Here is a 26,125-nt window from a genome sequence, read left to right on the forward strand (position 1 = left end):
GTGCGGGGTCGTACGGTGGATTCCATGCGGCCCGTATCCAAGATCGAACGCACGGTGGCACCTTTCGAGGTCGTCAGTCCGTACCAGCCCAGTGGCGACCAGCCGGCGGCCATCGCCGAGCTGGAGCGACGCATCCGCGCAGGCGAGAAGGATGTCGTCCTCCTCGGCGCGACCGGCACCGGCAAGTCGGCCACCACCGCGTGGATGATCGAGAAGCTCCAGCGCCCCACCCTCGTGATGGCGCCGAACAAAACGCTGGCCGCCCAGCTGGCGAACGAGTTCCGCGAGCTGCTGCCGAACAACGCGGTGGAGTACTTCGTCTCGTACTACGACTACTACCAGCCCGAGGCGTACGTCCCGCAGTCGGACACCTACATCGAGAAGGACTCCTCGATCAACGAGGAAGTGGAGCGCCTGCGCCACTCCGCGACGAACTCGCTGCTGACCCGCCGCGACGTGATCGTGGTCGCCTCCGTCTCCTGCATCTACGGCCTCGGCACCCCGCAGGAGTACGTGGACCGGATGGTCTCGCTCAAGATCGGCGACGAGATCGACCGCGACCAGCTGCTGCGCCGCTTCGTCGACATCCAGTACACGCGCAACGACCTGGCGTTCACCCGCGGCACCTTCCGCGTCCGCGGCGACACCATCGAGATCTTCCCGGTCTACGAGGAGCTGGCCGTCCGCATCGAGATGTTCGGCGACGAGATCGAGGCGCTCTCCACCCTCCACCCGCTCACCGGCGAGGTCATCAGCGACGACGACCACCTGTACGTCTTCCCGGCATCGCACTACGTAGCGGGCCCGGAGCGCCTGGAGAAGGCGGTCAACGGCATCGAGAAGGAGCTCGCCGACCGCCTCGCCGAGATGGAGAAGCAGGGCAAGATGCTGGAGGCCCAGCGCCTGCGCATGCGTACCACGTACGACCTGGAGATGCTCCGCCAGATCGGCTCCTGCTCCGGCGTCGAGAACTACTCGATGCACTTCGACGACCGCGCCCCCGGCACCGCCCCCAACACCCTCCTCGACTACTTCCCCGAGGACTTCCTCCTCGTCCTGGACGAGTCGCACGTCACGGTCCCGCAGATCGGCGCGATGTACGAGGGCGACGCCTCCCGCAAGCGCACCCTCGTCGACCACGGCTTCCGGCTGCCCTCCGCGCTGGACAACCGCCCTCTGAAGTGGGAGGAGTTCCTGGGCCGCATCGACCAGACGGTCTACCTCTCGGCGACCCCGGGGAAGTACGAGCTCTCGCGCGGCGACGGCTTCGTCGAACAGATCATCCGCCCCACCGGCCTCATCGACCCCGAGGTCGTCGTCAAGCCCACCGAGGGGCAGATCGACGACCTGGTGCACGAGATCCGCACGCGCACCGAGAAGGACGAGCGCGTCCTGGTCACCACGCTCACCAAGAAGATGGCCGAGGACCTCACCGACTACTTCCTCGAACTGGGTATCCAGGTCCGCTACCTCCACAGCGACGTCGACACCCTGCGCCGCGTCGAACTGCTGCGCGAGCTGCGCGCCGGTGAGTACGACGTCCTGGTCGGCATCAACCTCCTGCGCGAGGGCCTCGACCTGCCCGAGGTCTCCCTGGTGGCGATCCTCGACGCCGACAAGGAGGGCTTCCTGCGCTCGGGGACCTCCCTGATCCAGACCATCGGCCGCGCGGCGCGCAACGTCTCCGGACAGGTCCATATGTACGCCGACAAGATCACCCCGGCGATGGAGAAGGCCATCGACGAGACCAACCGCCGCCGGGAGAAGCAGATCGCGTACAACAAGGAGCGGGGCATCGACCCGCAACCGCTGCGCAAGAAGATCAACGACATCGTGTCGGCGATCGCGCGCGAAGAGGTCGACACCGAACAGCTCCTCGGCTCCGACTACCGCAAGCCGAAGGCCGGCAAGGGCGCCAAGGCGCCGGTGCCCTCGCTCGGCGGCGAGACGGCCAAGGCCGGCAAGGCGGCCACCTCCGCCAAGGGCAAGAAGGGCGGGCGGACCGTCCCGACCGACCGCCCCGCGGCCGAACTGGCCGAGCAGATCGAGGAGATGACCGCGCGCATGCGCGCGGCCGCCGCCGACCTGCAGTTCGAGATCGCCGCGCGGCTGCGCGACGAGGTGTCGGAGATGAAGAAGGAGCTGCGGCAGATGAAGGAGGCGGGCCAGGCCTAGAAGCACGCCTGGGGCAGGGGAAACGGCGTACTGGCCGGTCTGTTGCAGGACCGCCACAATGTGCGGCCCGCGGTTCGGCCGGGCGAGCCGCACTGCATAGGGTTCTGGGCAACCGCAAGAGGCGGTTGCCCAGGCAGTTCGAGAGGGGACAGCGCGTGACGGTCAACATGACCAAGGGTCAGGCCATCAACCTGCAGAAGGACGACGGGGGCGCCCTGTCCGCGGTGCGCATGGGACTCGGATGGCAGGCGGCCCCGCGCCGCGGCCTGTTCGGCACCCGCACCCGCGAGGTCGATCTGGACGCCTCGGCGGTCCTGTTCGCGGACAAGCAGCCGGTGGACGTCGTCTTCTTCCGCCACCTCGTCAGCGACGACGGCTCCGTGCGGCACACCGGCGACAACCTCGTCGGCGGCGTCGGCCAGGGCGGGGACGACGAGGCGATCCTCGTCGACCTGCAGCGGATCCCCGTCCACATCGACCAGATCGTCTTCACGGTGAACTCATTCACCGGCCAGACCTTCCAGGAGGTGCAGAACGCGTTCTGCCGCCTGGTCGACGAGACCAACGGCCAGGAGCTCGCCCGCTACACCCTCGACGGCGGCGGCCAGTACACCGCCCAGATCATGGCGAAGGTCCACCGCGCGGGCGCGGGCTGGCAGATGACGGCCATCGGCAACCCCGCCAACGGCCGCACCTTCCAGGACCTGATGCCGTCGATCCTGCCGCACCTGTAAGCCGCATAAGCACCATCCGTACGTACGAGGGGGAACGAAACGCGATGACGGCCGAGCTGGTGCGGGGGCAGAACCACCCGCTGCCCGGGACCCGCCTGGAGATCCGCGTCTCGGCCGGCCGGCCGATCGTGGCGGGGGCCACGCTCGGCGACGACCAGGGCAAGGTCCGCGGCGTGGAATGGGTGGCCCACCCCGGCTCGCCCACCCTGCCGGGCCTCGAAGTCTCCAAGCAGGCGGCGGCCGACCACCGCCTCGCCGTGGACCTCGGCGCCCTGCCGGCCACCGTCCACCGGGTCAACGTCCTGCTGGCGCTGCCCGGCGGCGTCGCGGGCCCTGCGAGCTTCCGCGGCCTGGCCGCCCCCTTCGTCGCGGTCACCGGGCTCGACGGCACCGAAGTCGCCAGCTACACCATCACCGACCTCGACGCCGAGTCCGCCGTCGTCGCCCTGGAGCTCTACCGCCGCCAGGGCGCCTGGAAGGTTCGCGCCGTCGGCCAGGGGTACGCGGGCGGCCTCGCCGAGCTGCTCACCGACCAGGGCCTGCCCGAGGCCCGCGAACTCGCGGGCGCCATCAACGACGCCGTGGCACAGGGCTTGGCCCGCTCCGTGGCCGCGCCGCCACTCCGGTCCTCGGACGACCCCCGAGTGCGTACGGCGCCGCGTGCCGCGCCAACCCCACCCCGGCCCCAGACGCCCGCGTCCCAGGTCCCGCCAACTCCGACCCAGGGTCAGATGCCCGCGTCCCAGGTCCCGCCAACTCCGACCCAGGGCCAGACCACGCCCTCGCAGGGCCACCCCACGCCGCCCCACGGTCAACTCACGCCGACTCAAGGGCAGCCGACGCCTCCGCACGGCCAGCCCCTACCGGGTCAAGGCCAGCCCATGCCCGCCCAAGGCGAGCCCCTACCGGGTCAAGGCCAGCCCATGCCCGCCCAAGGCGAGCCCGCACCGCCCCAAGGGCCACCCGTCCCACCCGCGCGGCAGCCGGCCGGCGGTGACGCCCCCGCCGGCCCCGCGAGCGGTCCCGCTGATCCGTCGAGCGGCCCCGTCGACTACACCCACCCGGGACGGCAGGCCGCCGCGCCCCCGTCGTCGGCACCGTCCGCCGCGCCCCCGGCCCGGCCCGGGGAGTCCGCGCAGCCCGTCGCGGGTGACGCCACCGGCTGGTCCATGGAGGAGCGGCTCTACAACCAGGTGTGGGGCATGTTCGAAGACCTGGCCCGCGCCACGGCGGCGTACCGAAGCGCCGTCGACTTCGCCGACTCCCGCATGGAGCAGGAGCTGGACAAGGTCCTCGACGACCCGCGCAGCCGCATCGGCGGCGTCGGTGACGCCGCCCGCGAGCGCGCCCGTGCCAAGCACAGCGACCTCGTCGGCCAGGCCAGGGCGGCCCTCGACCGCGATCTCGCCCAGCTCGCCGCCGAGGCCGACGTCGTCGAGCCCGCCCTGCCCCCGGCGTACGCGGCATGGAGCAGCCCCGTCTGGCACGCCTACCGCGCGCCCATGGAGATCCCGATGGCCCTGCGCCTCGGCGACCTCCACCTCCCCGAGCGCACCGACCTGCGGATTCCCATGCTCGTCCGGCTGCCGCTGGAGCGCGGCCTGTGGATCGACAGCGGCAAGGCCCTCACCAACCACTTCACCGACTCCGCCGAGCTGCGCCGCCTCGCCGTGGACACCGCGGTCGCGCACGCGGCCCGGCTGCTCGCCGCCTATCCGGCGGGCGAGTTCCAGGTGCACGTCATCGACGCGGCGGGTGCCGCCGCGTCCGCGTTCGCGCCGCTCGTGTCGGCCGGTGTCCTCGCCGGGCCCCCGGCCTCCGGTGCGGCCGGTGTCCGCGCGGTCCTCGCCGCGCTCACCCAGCGCGTCGACCTGGTCCAGATGGCGATCCGCGGCGGCGCCGCCGACGCGCTCCCCCCGGACCTCGACACCGCCGAGCAGCTCCTGATCGTCAACGACTTCCCGCACGGCTTCGACGACCGTGCCGTGACCCAGCTGCGCTACCTCGCGGACGAGGGCCCGGCCGTCGGCGTCCACCTCATGATGGTCGCCGACCGCGAGGACGCCGCCGAGTACGGCCCGCTGCTCGACCCCCTGTGGCGCGCGCTCCTGCGTCTGACCCCGGTCCCGGACGACCACCTCGCCGACCCGTGGGTCGGTCACACCTGGACGTACGACCCGCCGGTCTTCCCGCCGGGCAGCCAGGTCCTGCGGGAGGTACTCGACCGGGTCGCCGCAGCCCGCCGCACCGGCGGCCGCTGAGGTCCCGCGTCGACGGCAAAGCGCCTTTTGCCCCCTTCTGAGCTGGGCTCTTGGTTTTTGTTTGCCATCGCCTTTACCAACCCTTGGTATTTCGCGTACTCTTCTATCAGCGGAGGGGAGTACTCCCGGCTGCGACGTACCCGTCAATACGGACCGCCATCGGTCCCGGGGCGTCGGCCCGACTCATGGCGGTGACCGCCTCGGGTGGAAGAGACCTCCGGCAGCGACGACGCTGATCAGTAGCCGTACGACGCCGGAGGCGCAGTGGACGTTTCAATGACCCTGTGGGTAACGACCGTTCTAGGTCTGTGTGCCCTGATCGCGATCGACTTCTTCATCGGGCGCAAGCCCCATGACGTGTCGATCAAGGAAGCCGGAATATGGACGGTCGTCTGGATCGCCCTCGCGGCGCTCTTCGGTGTCGGCCTGCTGGTCGCTGGTGAGAGCCAGGCGTCCGGCGAGTTCTTCGCGGGCTTCATCACCGAGAAGTCGCTCTCCGTCGACAACCTCTTCGTCTTCATCCTGATCATGGCGAAGTTCTCGGTGCCGACCCATCTCCAGCAGCGTGTCCTGCTGTTCGGTGTGCTGATAGCCCTGGTCCTGCGCGCGATCTTCATCGCCGCCGGCGCCGCGGTCATCGCCAACTTCTCCTGGGTCTTCTACATCTTCGGCGCGTTCCTGATCTACACCGCCTGGAAGCTCATCCAGGAGGCGCGTGCCGACGAGGACGAAGAGGACTGGGAGGAGAACCGCCTCCTGAAGTCCGTCGAGAAGAAGTTCGGAGTCTCCGACCGGTACGAGGGCACGAAGCTCTTCATCCGGAAGAACGGCAAGAAGATCATGACGCCCCTCATGGTCGTCATGCTCGCCATCGGCACCACCGACGTGCTCTTCGCGATGGACTCCATCCCGGCGATCTTCGGCCTCACCCAGGACCCGTACATCGTCTTCACCGCCAACGCCTTCGCCCTGATGGGTCTGCGCCAGCTGTACTTCCTCATCGGCGGACTGCTCAGGAAGCTGGTCCACCTCAGCTACGGCCTGTCGGTGATCCTCGGCTTCATCGGCGTGAAGCTCGTCCTGCACGCCCTGCACGAGTCCGGGGTGCATGTCCCCGAGATCTCCATCCCCCTCTCGCTCTCCGTGATCTGCGGCGTCCTGGTGATCACCACGATCACCAGCCTCATCGCCTCCAAGAAGCAGGCGCAGAAGGCGGCGGCCGAGGCCGAAGCCGCCGGGGAGACCTCCAAGGACAGCATCGAGGCCTGACCGCCTCCGAGCCGCCTCCCCAGCGGGGCGGCACCGAGTAGCGACACCTGAGCGCCCGGGGCAGCATCGAGTCATGGTCACTCGGCTCCGGGCGCTCGGCATGCAGTGGACGACCGTGGTCCCGATCCTCGCGGTCGTCCTCCTCGCCCTCACCTGGGGGCGCGACCTGCCGGGCGTGGTCGTCGCCGTGGTGACACTGGTCCTCGCGGGAGCGGTGCTCGCAGCCGTCCACCACGCCGAGGTGATCGCACACCGGGTCGGCGAACCCTTCGGCTCACTCGTCCTCGCCATCGCCGTCACGATCATCGAAGTGGCGCTGATCGTGACCCTCATGGCCGACGGCGGCGACAAGAGTTCGACGCTGGCGCGCGACACCGTCTTCGCCGCAGTGATGATCACCTGCAACGGCATCGTGGGGCTCTGCCTCCTGGTCGGCGCCCTGCGCCACCGCGTCGCCGTCTTCAATCCCGAGGGCACCGGCGCCGCCCTCGCGACCGTCGCCACCCTGGCCACCCTCTGCCTGGTCCTGCCGACGTTCACCACCACCAGGCGGGGCCCGGAGTTCTCCCCCAGCCAGCTCACCTTCGCCGCCGTCGCCTCGCTCATCCTGTACGGCCTGTTCGTGACCACCCAGACCGTGCGCCACCGCGACTACTTCCTGCCCCTCACCAAACAGGGCCAGGTCATCGACGCCGACAGCCACGCCGAGGGCCCCTCCTCCCGGCAGGCACTGCTCAGCCTCGGACTGCTCGCGCTGGCCCTGATCGGCGTGGTCGGACTCGCCAAGGGCGTGTCGCCGACGATCGAGACGGGTGTGGAGAACGCGGGCATGCCGCACGCCGTGGTCGGCGTCATCATCGCGCTGCTCGTGCTGCTCCCGGAGACGATCGCGGCCGTGCGCGCCACCCGCCGCGACCGCGTGCAGACCAGCCTGAACCTCGCCCTCGGCTCGGCGATGGCCAGCATCGGCCTCACCATCCCGGCCGTCGCGGTCGCCTCCGTCTGGCTGTCGGGGCCGCTCGTGCTCGGCCTGGGCGCGACCCACATGGTGCTGCTCGTCCTCACGGTGATCGTCGGCACGCTCACGGTCGTGCCGGGCCGCGCCACACCGCTTCAGGGCGGCGTCCACCTGGTGCTGTTCGCGGCGTACCTGGAACTGGCGGTCACTCCCTAGGCCGGGTCAGCCCGTGACCGGCGCCGCCACCTCGCGCACCGGCCGTGTCTCCGGGAGCAGCGCGAAGCACCCGAGGCTCAGCAGGGCGATGCACGACAGATACGCGGCCACGCCCCAGGGAGTGCCTTCCCCGCGCGCAACCGCCGTCGCCACGATGGGCGTGAGCGCGCCGCCGAGCACCCCGCCGAGGTTGTAGCCGACCGCGGCGCCCGTGCAGCGCACCCGTGGCTCGTACAGCTCGGGCAGATACGCGGCGATCACGGCGAACATCGTGATGAACGCGAGCATCGCCACCAGGAAGCCGAGGAAGATCAGCAGCGGCTGCCCGGTCGAGAGCAGCGCGATCATCGGGAACATCCACAGCGCGGACGCGGCGCACCCGAGCAGACACAGCGGCCGCCGCCCGTACCGGTCGCCGAGCACGGCCACCACGGGCGTCAGGGCGCCCTTCACCACCACGGCCGCCATGATGCAGGCCAGCATGACCGTGCGGCTCACGCCGAGCCGCTCCACTCCGTAGGCGAGCGACCAGGTCGTCACCGCGTAGAAGACGGCGTACCCGACGGCGAGCGCGCCCGCCGTCAGGAGCACCAGGCGCCAGTGCCCGCGGACCACCTCGACGAGCGGCACGCGCGCGTGCTCGCGCACGCGCAGGAAGTCCGGGCTCTCCGCGAGCGAGGTGCGCAGCGCGAGCCCGGCCGCCGCGAGCACCCCCGCCGCCCAGAACGGCACCCGCCACCCCCAGGCCGCGAACTGCGCGTCGGAAAGGGTCACCGAGAGCACCAGCATGACGCCGTTGGCCAGCAGAAAGCCGACCGGGGGCCCGATCTGGGGAAAGCTCGCCCACAGCCCGCGCCGCTCGGCGGGCGCGTGCTCCGCCGTCAGCAGCACGGCGCCACCCCACTCGCCCCCGAGACCGAGCCCCTGCACGAAGCGCAGCACAAGGAGGAGCAGGGGAGCGGCGATCCCGATCGACTCGTACGTCGGTACGCAGCCGACGGCGACCGTGGCGAGGCCCGTCAGGAGCAGCGACCCGACGAGTACGGGCCGCCGCCCGCGCCGGTCACCGATGTGCCCGAAGAGGATCGACCCCAACGGCCGCGCCACGAACCCCACGCCGAAGGTCGCGAAGGCGGCGAGCGTGCCCGCCAGCGGGGAGAACGTCGGAAAGAACAACGGGCCCAGGACCAGCGCCGCGGCCGTCCCGTAGATGAAGAAGTCGTAGAACTCGATGGCGGTCCCGGCGAGCGAGGCCGCCGCGAGCCGCGGCAGGGAGGGTGGTTCAGTGGTGCGCATGCCGCGACAACTACCCAGAGTGACGAGTGGTTACGGGGGGCGTACGGAGGTGATCGGGTCGCTCAGTACGTCACGGTGATGCGCCGCCCCGGCCCGTCGACCCGTACGGCGCCTCCGTAGGGCATCACCAGCTGGGGGTCCGTGTGCCCGAAGTCCACGTCGAAGACCGCCATGGTGTCCGGGGCGTACGCGTCCAGCGCCCGCAGCACGGCTTCCCGCTGCTCACGCGCGTACGCGGCCTTCGCGTCCGCGTCGTGGGGGCGCGTGAAGGACCAGGCCTTGGCGCGCCCCATCAGGAGGGCGGGGAAGCGGCGCAGCAGCCCGCGCTCACCCATGCTGCGCAGGATGCGGAACACCTCGTCGGCGCTCGGCAGTTCCTCCGAGGTCTCCAGGAACAGCACGCACCCGTCGTACACCGACGGGTCTCCCGCGATCTCACGGTCCGCCATCAGGAGCCACGAGATGATCTCCAGGTTGCCGCCCCAGGAACGGCCCTCCACGACCCGCTCCGGCCGGTGCCAGCGCCAGCCGCCGCCCGGCTCGGTCGGCGGCTCCTGCGCGAGCGTCGCGGGGTCCTCCCAGGGCAGGTCGACGTCGCGGTAGCGGTCGGCGGGGCGGAGTTCGTAGGGTCCCGAGGTGAAGAGCGCGGCGCGCAGCGACTCCTCGGTCAGGGGTGCCATCGCGCCGGGCCGGCCTAGCTCGCACATCACGGACGCGCCGTGGTAGCCGACGATGCCGCACTGCCAGAGGTAGGCGAGCAGGTTGGTGTTGTCGCTCCAGCCGAAGAACGGCTTCGGGTGCGCGCGGATCAACTCCCGGTCCAGGTGCGGCAGTACGATGATCTGGTCGTCGCCTCCGATGCTCGCGACGACAGCCTTGATCGTCGGATCGGTGAACGCCGCGTGGATGTCGTCGGCCCGCTCCCGCGGCGTGGCGCCCATCTTCCGTGTCGAGGGGTACTCCACCGGTTCTAGTCCGAACTGCTTGCGGAGCCGTTCGAGGCCCAGCTCGTAGGGGAGCGGGAAGAGTCCCGGAAGACCGCTGGAGGGTGAGATCACGGCGATGCGGTCACCGGGTGAGGGCTTGGGCGGGTACAGCGGCTCGGCAGTCATGCGGGGCAGCGTAGGGTCGTACTCCCGGGGGGCGCACGCGAGTTCCCGCGCGCGGGAGGCGTGATAGACCTCCTCCATGACCCCCAGTACCGGTACCCGTGGCCTCGCCACCGCCCCGATCATGATCCTGAACGGCCCGAACCTGAACCTTCTCGGGCAGCGCCAGCCCGAGATCTACGGCTCGGACACCCTCGCCGACGTCGAGGCCCTCTGCGCCAAGGCGGCGGCCGCGCACGGCGGGACGGTGGACCTGCGACAGAGCAACCACGAGGGGGAGTTGGTCGACTGGATCCACGAGGCGCGCGAGCACCACGCGGGCATCGTCATCAACCCGGCGGCCTACTCCCACACGTCCGTCGCGATCCTGGACGCCCTCAACACCTGTGACGGGATGCCCGTGGTGGAGGTGCACATCTCCAACATCCACCAGCGCGAGGCGTTCCGGCACCACAGCTACGTCTCGCAGCGCGCCGACGGTGTCATCGCGGGCTGTGGCGTCCAGGGGTACGCCTTCGCGGTGGAGCGGGTGGCGGCGCTGGTCGCCGCCGGGGCGTGACGCGTACCCCTCGGCCGACCGGCGCCGCCTGTGCTCACCAGCCTCGGACGCGCCACTCCGGGAGGTGCGGCCGCTCGGCGCCCAGCGTCGTGTCGTCGCCGTGGCCGGGGTAGACCCACGTCTCGTCAGGGAGCGTCCCGAAGATCTTCGTCTCGACGTCGTCGATGAGGCTCGCGAAGGCCTTCGGGTCCTTCCAGGTGTTGCCGACGCCGCCCGGGAAGAGGCAGTCGCCGGTGAACACGTGCGGATGGCCGTGCGGGTCGTCGTAGACGAGCGCGATGGAGCCCGGCGTGTGGCCCACCAGATGGCGGGCGGTCAGTTCGACCCGGCCGACGCGGACGGTGTCGCCGTCGTCGACCGGTACGTCCGTCGGCACGGGGATGCCCTCGACGTCCTCGCGGCCCGCGTACGTCCGCGCGCGGGTCGCCTCGACGACGGCGGCGAGCGCCTGCCAGTGGTCGCCGTGCTGGTGCGTGGTGACGACGGACGCGATGCCGTCGTCACCGATCAGCGTCAGCAGCGTCTCGGCGTCATTGGCCGCGTCGATCAGAAGCTGCTCGCCGGTGGCCCGGCACCGCAGCAGGTACGCGTTGTTGTCCATCGGCCCGACCGCGACCTTGGAAATCATCAGGTCCGGCAGCTCGTGCACATCCGCGCCCCCGCCGACCTTCACCGCTCCGCTGTACGTCATGGGCGTCACCCTATAGCGGGGGCAGGGCCGGCAGGAGGCCCCCTTCGGCCTTCAGCGCGGAGCCGTCGCGGCGGCCGGAGAGCCAGCCGACCAGGTCCGGTGCGGGGCCGGAGACGGTCACCTCCGGGTCGCCCTCGCGGCCGGTGCTCCACGCGTGCGTGCCGTCCGTGATCCGGGTGGGCGGCACATCGGGGTTACCGGAGAAGCGTGCGGCCAGGAAGGCGATCTCCCGCTGTACGAACTCCTCCGGCACGTCTTCCAGCTCGTACCCGGTGCCGAGGTCGACGTGGTGCAGCTCGACCTCGACCCACCGCCGGAACGGCACCCTCGACGCGGAGTCGGTCACTCCATTGCGCATCGTGATGGTGCGGGACCAGTCGGCGGGCAGGGCGGCCTGCGCCTCGAAGCGGGCCATGCTCTCCCGGACGTCGTCGAGCTGCACGGCCAGGGGCCTCGGTGCGTCCCGCTCGATGTCGGCGTCCCGTGCCTCGGCGCTGACGTACATCGGGCGTCCGGCCAGGACGTTCACCAGCGCGTCCGCGTTCCGCGCGAGGTGGGCGAGGACATGGCCGCGGGTCCAGCCCGGCAGCCGTGACGGTTCGGCGGTCGCGCCGTCGTTCAGTTCCGCGGCTGCGCTGAGCAGCCGTTCGGTCGCGTCACGTACAGACGCCAGGTCGCGCACATGATCAATCATGCGCCCGACGATAGCTCCGTCACACGTCCGGGTGAAGGTGTCGAGGTCACCCCGCAAATCGAATGTGCGTGCTATATGGTCGGGAGTGGCATCGGGCATTCTTCACGGTCCGGGTTTGTTCTGAAGGTGAACCAGGGAAGCAGCCCGGCGTTGTCAGTGGCTCGCCCTAGTCTGTGAAAGACGGGGTTTCGTCCCTGTCACTCTCTCTAGAAAGGTGCGGACCGGCGTGGCCGACCGTCTCATCGTCCGTGGCGCGCGCGAGCACAATCTCAAGAACGTCTCGCTCGACCTCCCGCGTGACTCCCTCATCGTGTTCACCGGACTCTCCGGGTCGGGCAAGTCCTCGCTCGCGTTCGACACGATCTTCGCCGAGGGCCAGCGGCGGTACGTCGAGTCGCTGTCCTCGTACGCCCGGCAGTTCCTCGGCCAGATGGACAAGCCCGACGTCGACTTCATCGAAGGCCTCTCCCCGGCGGTCTCCATCGACCAGAAGTCGACCTCGCGCAACCCCCGCTCGACGGTCGGCACCATCACCGAGGTCTACGACTACCTGCGCCTGCTCTTCGCGCGCGTCGGCAAACCGCACTGTCCCGAGTGCGGCCGACCCATCACCCGGCAGTCGCCGCAGGCCATCGTCGACAAGGTCCTGGAGCTGCCCGAGGGCAGCCGCTTCCAGGTCCTGTCCCCGCTGGTGCGCGAGCGCAAGGGCGAGTTCGTCGACCTCTTCGCCGACCTCCAGACGAAGGGCTACTCCCGCGCGCGGGTGGACGGCCAGACCATCCAGCTCTCCGAGCCGCCCACGCTCAAGAAGCAGGAGAAGCACACCATCGAGGTGGTCATCGACCGCCTCACGGTGAAGGACTCCGCCAAGCGCCGCCTGACCGACTCCGTGGAGACCGCCCTCGGTCTCTCCGCGGGCATGGTCGTGCTCGACTTCGTCGACCTCCCCGAGGACGACCCCGAGCGCGAGCGCATGTACTCGGAGCACCTCTACTGCACGTACGACGACCTGTCCTTCGAGGAGCTGGAGCCGCGCTCCTTCTCCTTCAACTCGCCCTTCGGCGCCTGCCCCGACTGCTCGGGCATCGGTACGCGCATGGAGGTCGACCCCGAGCTGATCATCCCGGACGAGGACAAGTCGCTCGACGAGGGCGCCATCCACCCGTGGTCGCACGGGCACACCAAGGACTACTTCGCCCGGCTGGTGAACGCGCTCTCCGACGCCCTCGGGTTCGCCACCGACATGCCCTGGGCCGGCCTGCCGCAGCGCGCCAAGAAGGCCCTGCTGTACGGCCACAAGACGCAGATCGAGGTGCGCTACCGCAACAGGTACGGCCGCGAGCGGGTCTACACCACCGCCTTCGAAGGCGCCGTCCCCTTCGTCAAGCGCCGCCACAGCGAGGCCGAGAGCGACGCGAGCCGCGAGCGCTTCGAGGGCTACATGCGCGAGGTGCCCTGCCCCACCTGTGAGGGCACACGCCTCAAGCCGATCGTCCTGGCCGTCACGGTCATGGGGAAGTCCATCGCCGAGGTCTCCGCGATGTCCATCAGCGACTGCGCGGACTTCCTCGCCGAGCTGAAGCTGGGCGCCCGCGACAAGAAGATCGCCGAGCGGGTCCTCAAGGAGGTCAACGAGCGGTTGCGCTTCCTGGTCGACGTCGGCCTGGACTACCTCTCGCTGAACCGCGCCGCGGGCACCCTCTCCGGAGGTGAGGCCCAGCGCATCCGCCTGGCCACCCAGATCGGCTCCGGCCTCGTCGGCGTGCTCTACGTCCTGGACGAGCCCTCCATCGGCCTCCACCAGCGCGACAACCACCGGCTCATCGAGACGCTCGTACGCCTGCGCGACATGGGCAACACGCTCATCGTCGTCGAGCACGACGAGGACACGATCAAGGTCGCCGACTGGGTCGTCGACATCGGCCCCGGCGCGGGCGAGCACGGCGGCGAGGTCGTGCACAGCGGCTCCATGAAGGAGCTGCTCGCCAACGACAAGTCGATCACCGGGCAGTACCTCTCGGGCAAGAGGGCCATCCCGATCCCGGACGTGCGCCGCCCCGTCGACCCCACCCGGCACCTCACGGTGCACGGGGCCCGTGAGAACAACCTCCGGGACATCGACGTCTCCTTCCCGCTCGGCGTCCTCACGGCCGTCACGGGAGTCTCGGGCTCCGGCAAGTCGACGCTGGTCAACGACATCCTCTACACGCACCTGGCCAGGGAGCTGAACGGCGCCCGGTCCGTCCCCGGCCGCCACACGCGCGTGGAGGGCGACGACCTCGTCGACAAGGTCGTGCACGTCGACCAGTCGCCCATCGGCCGCACCCCGCGGTCGAACCCGGCGACGTACACCGGCGTCTTCGACCACGTCCGCAAGCTCTTCGCGGAGACGACGGAGGCGAAGGTGCGGGGCTATCTCCCCGGACGCTTCTCCTTCAACGTCAAGGGCGGCCGCTGCGAGAACTGCTCCGGCGACGGCACCATCAAGATCGAGATGAACTTCCTGCCGGACGTGTACGTGCCCTGCGAGGTCTGCCACGGCGCGCGCTACAACCGCGAGACGCTGGACGTGCACTACAAGGGCAAGTCCATCGCCGAGGTCCTCGACATGCCGATCGAGGAGGGGCTCGCCTTCTTCGAGGCAGTGCCCGCCATCGCCCGCCACCTGAGGACGCTCAACGACGTCGGCCTCGGGTACGTCCGCCTCGGCCAGTCCGCGCCCACCCTCTCCGGAGGCGAGGCCCAGCGCGTGAAGCTGGCCTCCGAGCTCCAGAAGCGGTCGACGGGCCGGACCGTGTACGTGCTCGACGAGCCGACCACCGGTCTGCACTTCGAGGACATCAGCAAGCTGATCACGGTCCTGTCCGGCCTGGTCGACAAGGGCAACACGGTCATCGTCATCGAGCACAACCTCGATGTCATCAAGACCGCGGACTGGGTCATCGACATGGGCCCCGAAGGGGGCAACGGCGGCGGCCTGGTCGTCGCCGAGGGCACGCCCGAGGAGGTCGCGGGGGTACCGGCCAGCCACACCGGCAAGTTCCTCCGGGAGATCATCTCGGCGGACCGGATCAGCGACGCGCTGCCCTCGCAGGGGCGGGGCTCGGTGAAGAAGGCGCCGGCGAAGAAGGCGACCACCAAGAAGGCGGTCGCCGCGAGCGCGACGGCGACGAAGAAGACGGCCACGGTCAGGACGGGCACCGCCGCGAAGAAGGCGGCCGCTTCCCAGAAGAGCGCTGCTCCCAAGAAGGCGGCCGCTTCCAAGAAGGCCGCCGCGAAGAAGACGACGCGGGCCCGCAAGGCTTGACCTGACCGGCGCCCCGTCGCAAGAGCCCCACCCCTCTGAGCTTGAGGGGTGGGGCTCTTGCGTAGGGCCGCCCGGCCCGGCCGGCACGGCGGCGGGTCCCGCATACGTCGTCTTGTCCGGAGTCCGAGCCCGTGGTCGGCTGGCCCCCATGTCCGTACGTACTGAACGCGAAGGCCCCGTCACGACCGTCGTGCTGTCCCGCCCCGCCGCGCGGAACGCCGTCGACGGGCCGACCGCCCGCGCCCTCGCCGACGCCTTCCGCGCCTTCGACGCCGACCCCGAGGCCTCCGTCGCCGTCCTGTGGGGCGAGGGCGGCACGTTCTGCGCGGGCGCGGACCTCAAGGCCATCGGCACCCCCGACGGCAACGACGTGACGGAGGACGGTGCCGGCGACGGCCCCATGGGCCCCACCCGGATGCGCCTGTCCAAGCCGGTGATCGCGGCGATCTCCGGGCACGCCGTCGCGGGCGGCCTCGAACTGGCCCTCTGGTGCGACCTGCGGGTCGCCGACGAGGACGCTGTCCTCGGCGTCTTCTGTCGTCGCTGGGGCGTCCCGCTCATCGACGGCGGGACCGTGCGGCTGCCCCGCCTGATCGGTGAGGGCCGCGCCATGGACCTGATCCTGACGGGCCGCCCGGTGGACGCGGCGGAGGCGCTCGGTATGGGCCTGGTCAACCGCACGGTCCCCACGGGCACCTCGCGCACCGCGGCCGAGCGCCTCGCCGCCGAGATCGCGGCGTTCCCGCAGACCTGCCTGCGGCACGACCGGCTCTCCGCCCTCGAACAGGTCGGCCTGTCGGAACAGGAGGCGCTGGCAGTCGAGCTGCGACACGGCCTGCACTCCCTGCCCGAGGCCACCAAGGGCGCCGCCCGCTTCACCGCGGGCGCGGGGCGGCATGGGGAGTTCACGGAGCGGTGAGCCGGTGTCGGGGCTGGCGGAACTCCCGCCGCGTACGGAGTTCTACGCCCGGCCATGGACAGGTGACGGCCGTCGCGTGTGCCGCGAAGCGCAGTGCGGGCGCCCAGATACCGGCGTCCGGCACGGAGCGGGAGCCGGCGTCGGGGCTGGCGGAGTTCCGCCGCGTACGGAGTTCTACGCCCGGCCATGGGCAGGTGACGGCCGTCGCGTGTGCCGCGAAGCGCAGTGCGGGCGCCCAGATGCCGGCGTCCGGCAGGGAGCGGGAGCCGGTGTCGGGGCTGGCGAGTTCCGCCGCGTACGGAGGCTCCGCGCCCGGTCGTGAGGAGGTGGTTGCCGCCGCGTGCGGCGCGAACGGCAGTACGTCCGTCCAGCCGAGGGCGGCGCCCGCCGCGTATGAAGCTCCGCGCCCGGACGTGAACAGGTGACGGCCGTCGCGTGTGCCGCCAAGCGCAGTGCGGGCGCCCAGGTGCCCGCGTCCGGCGCGGAAGGGGAGCCGGTGTCGGGGCTAGCGGAGTTCCGCCGCGTACGGAGGCTCCGCGCCCGGTCGGGAGCAGGTGGTTGCCGCCGCGCGTGCCGCGAAGCGGAGTACGTTCGTCCAGGTTTCGGCGTTCAGGGCCGCCGACGCGTCCGTCGAGAGTGCGTCCCGTGCCGCGAGGCCATGCAGCAACGCCGCGTTGACGGTGTCGCCCGCGCCGATCGTGTCCACCACGTCGACCGGTTCGCCGGGTACGCGCAGCTCCGTGCCGTCCCGTGTGTACAGCCACAGGCCGTCGCCGCCGCGGGTGACCACCACGGCCGAGGGGCCGGACGCCAGCCACTCCCGTGGGGTGCCGCCGAGCCAGTCGGCGTCCTCCTGTGAGAGCTTGAGCAGCGAGACCGACGGCAGCCAGCTCTTGAACCGTGCGCGGTACGCGTCCGCGTCGGGGATGAGTGCCGAACGGATGTTCGGGTCGAGCGTCGTGAAGACCCCGTGCCGCGCCGCCCGGCGCAGCAGCTCCTCGTACGCGCTCGCGCCCGGCTCAAGCACCAGCGAGCAGGTGCCGAACGACATCGCCCGTACGCCGTCGGGAAGGTGGTCCGGTGCGGTGAAGAGGCGGTCGGCCGTGCCCTCCACGTAGAAGGAGTACCCGGCGGAGCCGTCCGCGCCGATCGAGGCGACGGCGAGCGTCGTCGGCTCGGGGCCGCGCTGGACGTACGAGAGGTCGACCCCGGCGGCCCGCAGCCCGCCGAGCAGCGCCTCGCCGAACACGTCCCGCGACACACGCGAGCAGAAGGCGACGGGCGAGCCCAGGCGGCCGAGCGCCACGGCGGTGTTGTACGGGCCGCCGCCGAGGCGCGGCGCGAGCGCTGGCAGCCCGGCCCCCCGGTCCGGCTCCTGCGGCACGAGGTCGATCAGGGCCTCTCCTGCGACGACTATCACGGGCGGTTCCTCTCGGACACTGCGCTGCGCCGCGCAGCCTCGGCTCGGCTCGGGCCGCGCGGCACGCGCCCGGCGTCCCGCTCAGGCTAGGCGGTGCGCGGCCCTTTGGCCGGATGCGGGCAGCACTCGGGCACGCCCGTGCCGGACCCGGTCCCAGGGCCCCGCGCCGGTATCGTCTGGTCCGTCACCGACGCCCCTGACCTGTGGAGACACCATGCCCGGCACGCCCCCCGCCCGCCGCACCGTGCTGCGGGCCGCCGCTCTCGCCCCGGCCGTCGGGCTCGGCCTCACCGCCTGCTCATCGGGCGACGGCGGATCGAACCGGTCGGCGCCGACCGCGCCGGTGGACCTTGGGAAGTCCGACGACGTGAAGGTGGGCGCCTCGAAGCTGTACACGGACCAGAACGTGGTCGTCAGCCGGATCTCCGACGACGAGTACAAGGCGTACAGCACGATCTGCACGCACGCGCGGTGCCCGATCAACAAGCTGGAGGGGCACAAGCTCATCTGCCAGTGCCACGGCAGCCAGTTCGACGCCATGAACGGCAAGGTGCTGCACGAGCCGGCCGTCGATCCGCTGCCCGAGCTGCCGGTGAAGGTGGAGAACGGAAGGATCGTCGCGGGTCCGGAGGGGACGGCTTAGCTTCTTCCGCCGGGAGCCCACGGCAGTCCTCCGGAGATCCTCACTCCCAGTCCCACGCGATCCCCAGCAGCCCCGCCCGCACCTGTGGCTCCACCAGATGCACCGAGCGGTGGCTGCCGCTCAGCGTCAGCTCCTGCCGGCCGCCGCGCGGGGCCGCGGCCGACTGCTGGGCGAAGCGGTGGCAGCGTACGGGCAGAGCCGCGTCGTCGAAGCGGATCTGCAGCGCGTACTGGCCGCCCGCGTAGGTGAAGCCGCGCACGTACTCGGTGGCCGTGCCCGCCGTGCCGTCCTCGAAGCCGTAGCCGAACAGATGCGTGTCGCCCGCCCGCAGCCGCGCGTCGAAGAGCAGTTCGGCGACCAGGACCCCCGTCCCCGCGTGCCACCGTATGCGCCCCGTGCGGCAGTTCTCCAGTGCCTGTACGCGCACCCGGTCGGGGGCGCAGCCCGGGTCGCCGTGGTAGATGGCCACGTAGCGGTCCACGCCGTCCCGGTGGGCGCGTACGACGTGCTGCGACTCGCGGCCGACCAGCTCCCGGCGCGCGCCGATCCGCACCCGCTCGTGGTGGCCGATGGTGTGCAGCCCGCCGTCGACCGGCGAGCCCAGCTCGGCGAGGAGCGCGCGCAGCACGTCGGCGGCCTCCACCAGGGAGCGGTACGAACGGGCGGCGGGCCGCTCCCCGTCGGCGCGCTCGAAGGGGTGGGCCAGGAGCCGGACCAGTGACTCCTCGGGAAGTTGAAGGATCTCCTCCAGGGCGCGTACGGCGCGCAGCGACTCGGCGCGCTGGGGGCGCCGGGCGCCCTGCTGCCAGTAACTGAGGCTGGTGACGCCGACGTTGATGCCGTGCTGGGCCAGATGGTGCCGCACCCGCTGCAGCGGCAGCCGCCGGGTGGCAATCGCGGTGCGCAGCGCGATGTGGAAGGGGCCGGTGCGCAGGGCCGCCGTCAGCTCCGCCAGGTCGGCGTCCGCCGCCCGGTCCTCGTCTCCCGCGGGCGTGCCCTGTACGAGCCGTGTGCCGTGCCGCATACGGGCCCCTTCCTGTGAACGTTCACTTCCGCCGCTCCGGCGTTCGCGCCGGTGGGAGCGGGCCGCCAGGTCGGCGTACGGCGCCTGTTCACATCCGTACGCCGCCGTTCACGCCGAATTAATTCCGCATTGAAGCGTGTTGACCTGCACTCGACAACACTCGATGCTCAATCGCAGCGTCCGGACGCGCTCCTCCACACCCCACATCCCGCTCGGGAGGAACGCGATGCGCCCACCGATCAGCAAGAGCAGCGGCACAGGCAGACGCAGACGTCTGTCCGCGCTCGCCGTCGTCGCCGCGGCACTTCTCGCCGCGCCCACGGCCACGGCGACGGCGGCTCCCGCCCCCGTCACGTCCGCCGCGTCCACCGCCCTCGAGGCGAGCGGCACATCCGCCGCCGACCCGTCCGTCCTCGCCGCCAAGCGCCTGAACATCACCATGCAGGCGCAGCAGAAGACCAACTGGTGCTGGGCCGCGGCCGGCAACACCATCGCGACCTTCATGGGCCGCGACTACAGCCAGAACCAGTTCTGCAACGCTGCCTTCGGGCGCAACCAGAACACCGAGTGCCCGAACAACCAGGCCACGCTCGGCAATGTGCAGAGCGGCCTGCGCTGGGCGGGCATCAACCCCGGCTCATACGTCACCGGCTGGCTCCGCTACTCCACCGTGCAGTCCGAGATCAACGCGGGCCGCCCGGTCGAGACCCGGATCCAGTGGTCCAACGGCGGTGGCCACATGCACGTCCTCTACGGCTACGACGACGCCAACAGCTGGGTCTACTGGGGCGACCCCTGGCCCTCCAGCGACCGCTACAACTGGGCCTCGCACGCCTGGTACGTCGACAACAACACCTTCTCCTGGACCCACTCGCTCTACCGGATAGGGGCGTGAGAGCGATGACCCGCCACCTGGCCAAGGCCGCGCTCGCCGGTTCGGCCGTCACCCTGCTCCTGGGCCTGGCGGCCCCGGCCGCCTCCGCCGACTCCGGCCCCGCGGCCCCCTCCGCGGCCTCCCGCGCCGCCGCGCACAAGGCGGCGAAGGCGCCGAAGACCCTGGACACGCTCTCCCGCTTCTTCTCCCGGGAGGGAGCGGTCAGCAAGGCCGCGGCCGACCCGCGCGTCGAGGGCGGGGCCGTGCCCGTGTACTACCTGTCCCCGGAGTTCGTCGCGGGCAAGAAGGGCGCTCCGGTCGCCCGCCTGGAGTTCCTCGCCAGCAAGGCGGTCTCCTCCGACGGTCAGGAGGCCTCCCTCTGGACCGTCGAGCGGGGCGGTTCGTGGCAGGTCGTGAACATCGCCACAGGCGACGACGAGACCCACTACGCGCGCGTGGGCGCCGACAAGCTCCCCGGAGGCACCGTCTTCCACGAGCCGCAGATCAACGCCTGGTACGTGCGGGGCCACGCGCGCGTGCTGCCCCTCGACAAGGACGCGGTGCGCGCCGTGGGCGCCGACGGCACCTCGCTGGCCGCCTACCGCAAGCGCGTCCAGAAGGCGTACGGCGACAAGCTGCCCGGTTCCGCGTACGAGAAGTCGGGCAAGGCGGGCGGCTACGACGCACCCGAGTCCGGGCAGCCCTCCGACGAAGAGGGCCCGGCCACGGTCGCCTCCTCGCTGGCCGGCGCGGGCGCCCTGGTCGCCCTCGGCATCTCCGGGGCGGCGCTCGCCCGGCGCCGCGCCGCCCGGCAGCGGGGCTGACCCCGGGGGAACGGCGGCCGGGACGCCGGCCGCCGTTCCGTGTGCCGAGTCGTACGCCGACCCCTACGCCCACCCGGACTGTCAGCGCACGCCAGTAGGCTGTCCGACATGGCCGACCCTTCCAGCTACCGCCCCAAGCCGGGACAGATCCCCGACGCCCCGGGGGTCTACAAATTCCGCGACGAGCACCGCCGGGTGATCTATGTCGGGAAGGCCAAGAGCCTGCGCCAGCGCCTGGCCAGCTACTTCCAGGACCTGGCGAATCTGCACCCCCGCACCCGCTCCATGGTGACGACCGCCGCCTCCGTCGAGTGGACGGTGGTGACCACCGAGGTCGAGGCGCTGCAGCTGGAGTACACCTGGATCAAGGAGTTCGACCCCCGGTTCAACGTCAAGTACCGCGACGACAAGAGCTACCCGTACCTCGCGGTGACGATGAACGAGCAGTTCCCGCGCGTGCAGGTGATGCGCGGCCACAAGAAGAAGGGCGTGCGCTACTTCGGCCCGTACGGCCACGCGTGGGCGATCCGCGACACCGTCGACCTCCTCCTGCGCGCCTTCCCGGTCCGCACGTGCTCCGCGGGCGTCTTCAAGAACGCCACCCGCACCGGCCGCCCCTGCCTGCTCGGCTACATCGGCAAGTGCTCGGCGCCCTGCGTGGAGCGCGTCACCCCCGAGGTCCACCGCGAACTGGCCGAGGACTTCTGCGACTTCATGGCGGGCCGCACGGGCACGTACATCCGCCGCCTGGAGCGCCAGATGGCGGACGCGGCCGAGGAGATGGAGTACGAGCGCGCGGCCCGCCTGCGCGACGACATCGACGCCCTCAAGAAGGCGATGGAGAAGAGCGCCGTCGTCCTCGCCGACGCCACTGACGCGGACCTCATCGCCCTCGCCGAGGACGAGCTGGAGGCCGCCGTCCAGATCTTCCACGTCCGGGGCGGACGCGTGCGCGGCCAGCGCGGCTGGGTCACCGACAAGGTCGAGGCCGTCACCAGCGGCGACCTCGTCGAGCACGCGCTCCAGCAGCTCTACGGAGAGGAGAGCGGCGACGCGGTGCCCAAGGAGGTGCTCGTCCCCGCGCTGCCCGACCCCGTGGAGCCGGTCCAGGAGTGGCTGACCGAGCGCCGCGGCGCGGGCGTCTCGCTGCGCATCCCGCAGCGCGGCGACAAGAAGGCCCTGATGGAGACGGTCGCGCGGAACGCCCAGCAGTCGCTGGTCCTGCACAAGACCAAGCGCGCCTCCGACCTCACCACCCGCTCCCGCGCCCTGGAGGAGATCGCCGCCGCCCTGGAGCTGGACAGCGCGCCGCTGCGCATCGAGTGCTACGACATCTCGCATCTCCAGGGCGACGACGTCGTGGCGTCGATGGTCGTCTTCGAGGACGGCCTCGCCAGGAAGAGCGAGTACCGCCGCTTCCAGATCAAGGGCTTCGAGGGGCAGGACGACGTCCGCTCCATGCATGAGGTGATCACCCGCCGCTTCAAGCGCTACATCGCCGACAAGGAGCGCACGGGGGAGTGGTCCCCGGAGGACGCCGCGGACACCGGCGAGGCGAACGGCGAGGTTCCCGCGAGCGGCCTGACCGAGGAGGACGGGCGGCCCAAGCGGTTCGCGTACCCCCCGCAGCTCGTTGTGGTGGACGGCGGCCGGCCGCAGGTCGCGGCCGCCAAGCGGGCCCTGGACGAGCTGGGCATCGACGACATCGCGGTCTGCGGTCTGGCCAAGCGCCTGGAGGAGGTCTGGGTCCCCACCGAGGAGGACCCGGTCATCCTGCCGCGCACCAGCGAGGGGCTCTATCTCCTCCAGCGCGTACGTGACGAGGCGCACCGCTTCGCCATCACCTACCAGCGCGCGAAGCGGGCCAAGCGCTTCAAGGCGGGCCCGCTGGACGACGTTCCGGGCCTCGGCGACGCCCGCAAACGGACACTGATCAAACACTTCGGTTCGGTGAAGAGGCTCCGATCCGCGACAATCGACCAGATCTGCGAGATTCCGGGCATAGGCCGCAAGACGGCCGAGGCCATCGTGGTGGCCTTCGCCCGGGCGGCACCCGCCGCACCCGCCGTGAACATGGCGACGGGAGAGATCATGGAAGACGAGGAGCCCGTGACCGCGGGCACCTCAGAGGAACGACGGGGGCAGGAGACATGAGCGAGCACGACGAAGGTGGAGAGCAAGTGAGTGCGGGCACGCCCATCGAGACGCCAGGGGTCCCCGACGCGGCGATCCCCGAGCTGGTGATCATCTCCGGCATGTCGGGCGCCGGACGCAGTACGGCCGCCAAGTGCCTGGAGGACCTCGGCTGGTTCGTGGTCGACAACCTGCCGCCCGCGCTGATCCCCACCATGGTGGAGCTCGGCGCCCGCTCGCAGGGCAACGTCGCGCGCATCGCGGTCGTCGTCGACGTACGCGGCCGGCGCTTCTTCGACAACCTCCGCGAGTCCCTCGCCGAGCTGGAGTCCAAGAACGTCACGCGGCGCATCGTCTTCCTGGAGTCCTCCGACGACGCCCTGGTCCGCCGCTTCGAGTCGGTCCGCCGCCCGCACCCGCTGCAGGGCGACGGCCGCATCGTCGACGGCATCGCGGCCGAGCGCGACCTGCTGCGCGAGCTGCGCGGCGACGCCGACCTGGTCATCGACACCTCCAGCCTGAACGTGCACGAGCTGCGCGCCAAGATGGACGCCTCGTTCGCGGGCGAGGAGGAGCCCGAGCTGCGGGCCACCGTCATGTCCTTCGGCTTCAAGTACGGCCTGCCGGTCGACGCCGACCTGGTCGTGGACATGCGCTTCCTGCCCAACCCCCACTGGGTCCCGGAGCTGCGCCAGTACACCGGCCTCAACGAGGAGGTGGCGGCGTACGTCTTCAACCAGCCCGGCGCCAAGGAGTTCCTCGACCGGTACGCGGAAATGCTCCAGCTCATCGCCGCGGGCTACCGCCGCGAGGGCAAGCGTTACGTGACGATCGCGGTCGGCTGCACGGGCGGCAAGCACCGCTCGGTGGCCATGTCGGAGAAGCTCGGGGCGCGCCTGGCGTCCGAGGGCGTGGAGACCGTCATCGTCCACCGGGACATGGGGCGCGAGTGAAGCAGAGCCGCCGGACCGTCCGCCTGACCCGGCTGGGCCGCAAGCGGGGCAACCAGCCGAAGGTGGTCGCGCTCGGCGGGGGCATGGGCCTGTCCGCCTCGCTCGCCGCGCTGCGCCGCATCACCGGCGCCGGCGACCTCACCGCCGTCGTCACCGTCGCCGACGACGGCGGCTCCAGCGGCCGACTGCGCGACGAGCTTGGCGTACTGCCGCCCGGCGACCTGCGCAAGGCGCTCGCCGCGCTCTGCGGCGACGACGACTGGGGCCAGACCTGGGCCCGCGTCATCCAGCACCGCTTCCAGTCCCGCGGCGACCTGCACGAGCACGCGGTCGGCAATCTGCTGATCGTCGCCCTGTGGGAGCAGCTCGGCGACCACGTCCAAGCGCTGGACCTGGTGGGCCGCCTGCTCGGCGCGCAGGGCCGGGTGCTGCCCATGTCGGCCGTGCCGCTGGAGCTCCAGGCCCTGGTCAAGGGCCACGACCCGGGCCGCCCCGACGACGTGGACACCGTCCGCGGCCAGGCCACGGTGGCCCTCACCCCGGGCGAGGTCCAGTCCGTGCACGTCGTCCCGCACGACCCGCCGGCCGTCCCCGAGGCGGTCGCCGCCGTCCTCGACGCGGACTGGGTGGTGCTCGGCCCGGGCTCCTGGTTCTCCTCGGTGATCCCGCACCTGCTGGTCCCCGAACTGCTCGACGCGCTCACCGAGACGAAGGCCCGCAAGGTCCTCCCGCTCAACCTCGCGCCGCAACCGGGAGAAACCGATGGCTTCTCTCCGCAGCGTCATTTGGAGGTTTTGGCCCGACACGCCCCTAAACTCGCCCTGGACGTGGTGCTGGCCGACGAGGCCGCCGTGCCCGACCGTGAGTCACTGACCGATGCCGCGAAGCGGCTCGGTGCCACGGTCGAGCTGGCGCCGGTGGCCCGGCCCGACGGGACTCCGAGGCACGATCCGGAGCTCCTGGCAGCCGCGTACGACCGTATTTTTCGGATGCATGGAAGGATCGGCCCATGGCGATGACGGCAGCGGTGAAGGACGAGATCTCCCGGCTACCCGTCACCCGGACCTGCTGCAGGAAGGCGGAGGTCTCGGCGATCCTGCGGTTCGCGGGCGGCCTTCACCTGGTGAGCGGCCGCATCGTGATCGAGGCGGAGCTGGACACCGCGATGGCGGCCCGCCGGCTGAAGCGGGACATCCTGGAGATCTTCGGGCACAGCTCGGAGCTGATCGTGATGGCCCCCGGCGGTCTGCGGCGCGGCTCACGCTACGTCGTACGGGTGGTCGCGGGCGGCGATCAGCTGGCCCGCCAGACGGGCCTCGTGGACGGCCGCGGCCGTCCGATCCGGGGTCTGCCGCCGCAGGTGGTCTCGGGGGCCACCTGCGACGCCGAGGCGGCCTGGCGCGGGGCGTTCCTCGCGCACGGCTCGCTCACCGAGCCCGGCCGCTCGTCCTCCCTGGAGGTGACCTGCCCCGGTCCCGAGGCCGCGCTCGCCCTCGTCGGCGCCGCGCGCAGGCTGCAGATCGCGGGCAAGGCGCGCGAGGTGCGGGGCGTGGACCGTGTCGTCGTACGTGACGGAGACGCGATCGGCGCGCTCCTCACCCGCCTCGGGGCTCACGAGTCGGTGCTCGCCTGGGAGGAGCGGCGGATGCGGCGCGAGGTGCGCGCCACCGCCAACCGCCTGGCCAACTTCGACGACGCGAACCTGCGCCGCTCGGCCCGCGCGGCCGTCGCCGCCGGCGCCCGCGTGCAGCGCGCCCTGGAGATCCTCGGCGAGGAGGTCCCGGAGCACCTGGCGGCGGCCGGACGGCTGCGCATGGAGCACAAGCAGGCGTCCCTGGAGGAGCTGGGCGCGCTCGCCGACCCGCCGCTGACCAAGGACGCCGTGGCGGGCCGCATCCGCCGTCTGCTCGCCATGGCCGACAAGCGTGCCCAGGACCTGGGCATCCCGGGCACGGAGTCCAACCTGACCGAGGAGCTCGCGGACAACATGGCGGTGTAGCGGACAACGACACCATGGCGGTCCAGCGACAACACCGCAGTCCGATCGCCCCGCACGCCCCATGAGT

Annotated in this window: 22 protein-coding genes; 16 read left to right on the forward strand and 6 right to left on the reverse strand. The window is 71.3% G+C overall.

Annotated elements, in window-relative coordinates:
• Positions 1-24 precede the first annotated feature (24 nt).
• The 5 genes from uvrB (at position 25) to ACWDZ7_RS11535 (ending at position 7,613) form a co-directional block, all read left to right on the forward strand.
• The gene (gene uvrB / locus ACWDZ7_RS11515; RefSeq protein WP_451796465.1) at positions 25-2,175 is read left to right on the forward strand and encodes an excinuclease ABC subunit UvrB; all 2,151 of its coding nucleotides are present in this window, start codon (positions 25-27) and stop codon (positions 2,173-2,175) included.
• Between the two features lie 155 nt (positions 2,176-2,330).
• Positions 2,331-2,909, forward strand: coding sequence for a TerD family protein (locus ACWDZ7_RS11520; protein WP_451516855.1), 579 nt, complete (start codon positions 2,331-2,333; stop codon positions 2,907-2,909).
• A gap of 44 nt (positions 2,910-2,953) precedes the next feature.
• Positions 2,954-5,170: a TerD family protein gene (locus ACWDZ7_RS11525; protein WP_451796466.1), complete on the forward strand. Its 2,217-nt coding sequence runs from the start codon at positions 2,954-2,956 to the stop codon at positions 5,168-5,170.
• A 264-nt stretch (positions 5,171-5,434) separates the two neighbouring features.
• Positions 5,435-6,439, forward strand: coding sequence for a TerC family protein (locus tag ACWDZ7_RS11530; protein WP_451796467.1), 1,005 nt, complete (start codon positions 5,435-5,437; stop codon positions 6,437-6,439).
• A gap of 73 nt (positions 6,440-6,512) precedes the next feature.
• A complete protein-coding gene (locus tag ACWDZ7_RS11535) occupies positions 6,513-7,613 on the forward strand; it encodes a calcium:proton antiporter (RefSeq protein WP_451796468.1) in 1,101 nt (366 codons plus the stop codon).
• A gap of 6 nt (positions 7,614-7,619) precedes the next feature.
• Here the strand turns inward: ACWDZ7_RS11535 and ACWDZ7_RS11540 are convergent, their stop codons facing one another.
• Positions 7,620-8,909, reverse strand: a complete 1,290-nt coding sequence (locus ACWDZ7_RS11540) for an MFS transporter (protein WP_451796469.1) — start codon at positions 8,907-8,909, stop codon at positions 7,620-7,622.
• 62 nt (positions 8,910-8,971) lie between these two features.
• Entirely contained in the window at positions 8,972-10,021 is a 1,050-nt protein-coding gene (locus ACWDZ7_RS11545; RefSeq protein WP_451796470.1) for a S66 family peptidase, read from the reverse strand.
• A gap of 76 nt (positions 10,022-10,097) precedes the next feature.
• Between ACWDZ7_RS11545 and aroQ the strand changes: the two genes are divergently transcribed.
• Entirely contained in the window at positions 10,098-10,577 is a 480-nt protein-coding gene (aroQ, locus tag ACWDZ7_RS11550) for a type II 3-dehydroquinate dehydratase (protein WP_451796471.1), read from the forward strand.
• 34 nt (positions 10,578-10,611) lie between these two features.
• On the opposite strand, the gene ACWDZ7_RS11555 is transcribed toward aroQ, so the two are convergent.
• On the reverse strand, positions 10,612-11,268 hold the full coding sequence (locus ACWDZ7_RS11555) for an MBL fold metallo-hydrolase (protein ID WP_451796472.1): 657 nt from the start codon (positions 11,266-11,268) through the stop codon (positions 10,612-10,614).
• 10 nt (positions 11,269-11,278) lie between these two features.
• A complete protein-coding gene (locus tag ACWDZ7_RS11560; protein WP_451796473.1) occupies positions 11,279-11,962 on the reverse strand; it encodes a maleylpyruvate isomerase family mycothiol-dependent enzyme in 684 nt (227 codons plus the stop codon).
• Between the two features lie 226 nt (positions 11,963-12,188).
• Between ACWDZ7_RS11560 and uvrA the strand changes: the two genes are divergently transcribed.
• The 3 genes from uvrA (at position 12,189) to ACWDZ7_RS11575 (ending at position 16,613) form a co-directional block, all read left to right on the forward strand.
• A complete protein-coding gene (uvrA, locus tag ACWDZ7_RS11565) occupies positions 12,189-15,269 on the forward strand; it encodes an excinuclease ABC subunit UvrA (protein WP_451796474.1) in 3,081 nt (1,026 codons plus the stop codon).
• Positions 15,270-15,417: 148 nt separating this feature from the next.
• A complete protein-coding gene (locus ACWDZ7_RS11570; protein WP_451796475.1) occupies positions 15,418-16,188 on the forward strand; it encodes a crotonase/enoyl-CoA hydratase family protein in 771 nt (256 codons plus the stop codon).
• A gap of 62 nt (positions 16,189-16,250) precedes the next feature.
• On the forward strand, positions 16,251-16,613 hold the full coding sequence (locus ACWDZ7_RS11575) for a hypothetical protein (RefSeq protein WP_451796476.1): 363 nt from the start codon (positions 16,251-16,253) through the stop codon (positions 16,611-16,613).
• An 80-nt stretch (positions 16,614-16,693) separates the two neighbouring features.
• On the opposite strand, the gene ACWDZ7_RS11580 is transcribed toward ACWDZ7_RS11575, so the two are convergent.
• Positions 16,694-17,608 carry a carbohydrate kinase family protein gene (locus ACWDZ7_RS11580; RefSeq protein WP_451796477.1) on the reverse strand — a complete coding sequence of 305 codons (915 nt, stop codon included), beginning with the start codon at positions 17,606-17,608 and terminating at the stop codon, positions 16,694-16,696.
• A 214-nt stretch (positions 17,609-17,822) separates the two neighbouring features.
• Between ACWDZ7_RS11580 and ACWDZ7_RS11585 the strand changes: the two genes are divergently transcribed.
• Positions 17,823-18,251 (forward strand): Rieske 2Fe-2S domain-containing protein, encoded by a 429-nt coding sequence (locus tag ACWDZ7_RS11585; protein WP_451796478.1) that lies wholly within the window; start codon positions 17,823-17,825, stop codon positions 18,249-18,251.
• A 40-nt stretch (positions 18,252-18,291) separates the two neighbouring features.
• Here ACWDZ7_RS11585 and ACWDZ7_RS11590 read toward each other — a convergent pair whose 3' ends face one another.
• Positions 18,292-19,275, reverse strand: coding sequence for a hypothetical protein (locus ACWDZ7_RS11590; protein WP_451796479.1), 984 nt, complete (start codon positions 19,273-19,275; stop codon positions 18,292-18,294).
• Between the two features lie 226 nt (positions 19,276-19,501).
• Here ACWDZ7_RS11590 and ACWDZ7_RS11595 point away from each other — a divergent pair, with 226 nt between their 5' ends.
• The 6 genes from ACWDZ7_RS11595 to whiA all read left to right on the forward strand — a co-directional run bounded on the left by ACWDZ7_RS11595 (position 19,502) and on the right by whiA (position 26,058).
• Positions 19,502-20,170 carry a papain-like cysteine protease family protein gene (locus ACWDZ7_RS11595; RefSeq protein WP_451796480.1) on the forward strand — a complete coding sequence of 223 codons (669 nt, stop codon included), beginning with the start codon at positions 19,502-19,504 and terminating at the stop codon, positions 20,168-20,170.
• 5 nt (positions 20,171-20,175) lie between these two features.
• Positions 20,176-20,973 (forward strand): hypothetical protein, encoded by a 798-nt coding sequence (locus tag ACWDZ7_RS11600; protein ID WP_451796481.1) that lies wholly within the window; start codon positions 20,176-20,178, stop codon positions 20,971-20,973.
• A gap of 108 nt (positions 20,974-21,081) precedes the next feature.
• Complete coding sequence (gene uvrC, locus ACWDZ7_RS11605; protein WP_451796482.1) at positions 21,082-23,127, forward strand: excinuclease ABC subunit UvrC; 2,046 nt, start codon at positions 21,082-21,084, stop codon at positions 23,125-23,127.
• On the forward strand, positions 23,124-24,059 hold the full coding sequence (gene rapZ / locus ACWDZ7_RS11610) for an RNase adapter RapZ (protein WP_451516872.1): 936 nt from the start codon (positions 23,124-23,126) through the stop codon (positions 24,057-24,059). Before uvrC ends, rapZ begins: the two co-directional genes overlap by 4 nt.
• Complete coding sequence (locus ACWDZ7_RS11615) at positions 24,056-25,078, forward strand: gluconeogenesis factor YvcK family protein (RefSeq protein WP_451516873.1); 1,023 nt, start codon at positions 24,056-24,058, stop codon at positions 25,076-25,078. Before rapZ ends, ACWDZ7_RS11615 begins: the two co-directional genes overlap by 4 nt.
• The gene (whiA, locus tag ACWDZ7_RS11620) at positions 25,069-26,058 is read left to right on the forward strand and encodes a DNA-binding protein WhiA (RefSeq protein WP_451516874.1); all 990 of its coding nucleotides are present in this window, start codon (positions 25,069-25,071) and stop codon (positions 26,056-26,058) included. Before ACWDZ7_RS11615 ends, whiA begins: the two co-directional genes overlap by 10 nt.
• Positions 26,059-26,125: the final 67 nt, after the last annotated feature.

This window comes from Streptomyces sp. NPDC003032 (assembly GCF_053591415.1).

Bases quoted from the DNA above. Each gene is read 5' to 3' on its own strand.
- uvrB (WP_451796465.1), top strand. From the start codon at position 25: ATGCGGCCCGTATCCAAGATCGAACGCACGGTGGCACCTTTCGAGGTC.
- ACWDZ7_RS11525 (WP_451796466.1), top strand. From the start codon at position 2,954: ATGACGGCCGAGCTGGTGCGGGGGCAGAACCACCCGCTGCCCGGGACC.
- ACWDZ7_RS11535 (WP_451796468.1), top strand. From the start codon at position 6,513: ATGGTCACTCGGCTCCGGGCGCTCGGCATGCAGTGGACGACCGTGGTC.
- ACWDZ7_RS11540 (WP_451796469.1), bottom strand. From the start codon at position 8,909: ATGCGCACCACTGAACCACCCTCCCTGCCGCGGCTCGCGGCGGCCTCG.
- ACWDZ7_RS11545 (WP_451796470.1), bottom strand. From the start codon at position 10,021: ATGACTGCCGAGCCGCTGTACCCGCCCAAGCCCTCACCCGGTGACCGC.
- aroQ (WP_451796471.1), top strand. From the start codon at position 10,098: ATGACCCCCAGTACCGGTACCCGTGGCCTCGCCACCGCCCCGATCATG.
- ACWDZ7_RS11555 (WP_451796472.1), bottom strand. From the start codon at position 11,268: ATGACGTACAGCGGAGCGGTGAAGGTCGGCGGGGGCGCGGATGTGCAC.
- ACWDZ7_RS11560 (WP_451796473.1), bottom strand. From the start codon at position 11,962: ATGATTGATCATGTGCGCGACCTGGCGTCTGTACGTGACGCGACCGAA.
- ACWDZ7_RS11570 (WP_451796475.1), top strand. From the start codon at position 15,418: ATGTCCGTACGTACTGAACGCGAAGGCCCCGTCACGACCGTCGTGCTG.
- ACWDZ7_RS11585 (WP_451796478.1), top strand. From the start codon at position 17,823: ATGCCCGGCACGCCCCCCGCCCGCCGCACCGTGCTGCGGGCCGCCGCT.
- ACWDZ7_RS11590 (WP_451796479.1), bottom strand. From the start codon at position 19,275: ATGCGGCACGGCACACGGCTCGTACAGGGCACGCCCGCGGGAGACGAG.
- ACWDZ7_RS11595 (WP_451796480.1), top strand. From the start codon at position 19,502: ATGCGCCCACCGATCAGCAAGAGCAGCGGCACAGGCAGACGCAGACGT.
- ACWDZ7_RS11600 (WP_451796481.1), top strand. From the start codon at position 20,176: ATGACCCGCCACCTGGCCAAGGCCGCGCTCGCCGGTTCGGCCGTCACC.
- uvrC (WP_451796482.1), top strand. From the start codon at position 21,082: ATGGCCGACCCTTCCAGCTACCGCCCCAAGCCGGGACAGATCCCCGAC.
- rapZ (WP_451516872.1), top strand. From the start codon at position 23,124: ATGAGCGAGCACGACGAAGGTGGAGAGCAAGTGAGTGCGGGCACGCCC.
- whiA (WP_451516874.1), top strand. From the start codon at position 25,069: ATGGCGATGACGGCAGCGGTGAAGGACGAGATCTCCCGGCTACCCGTC.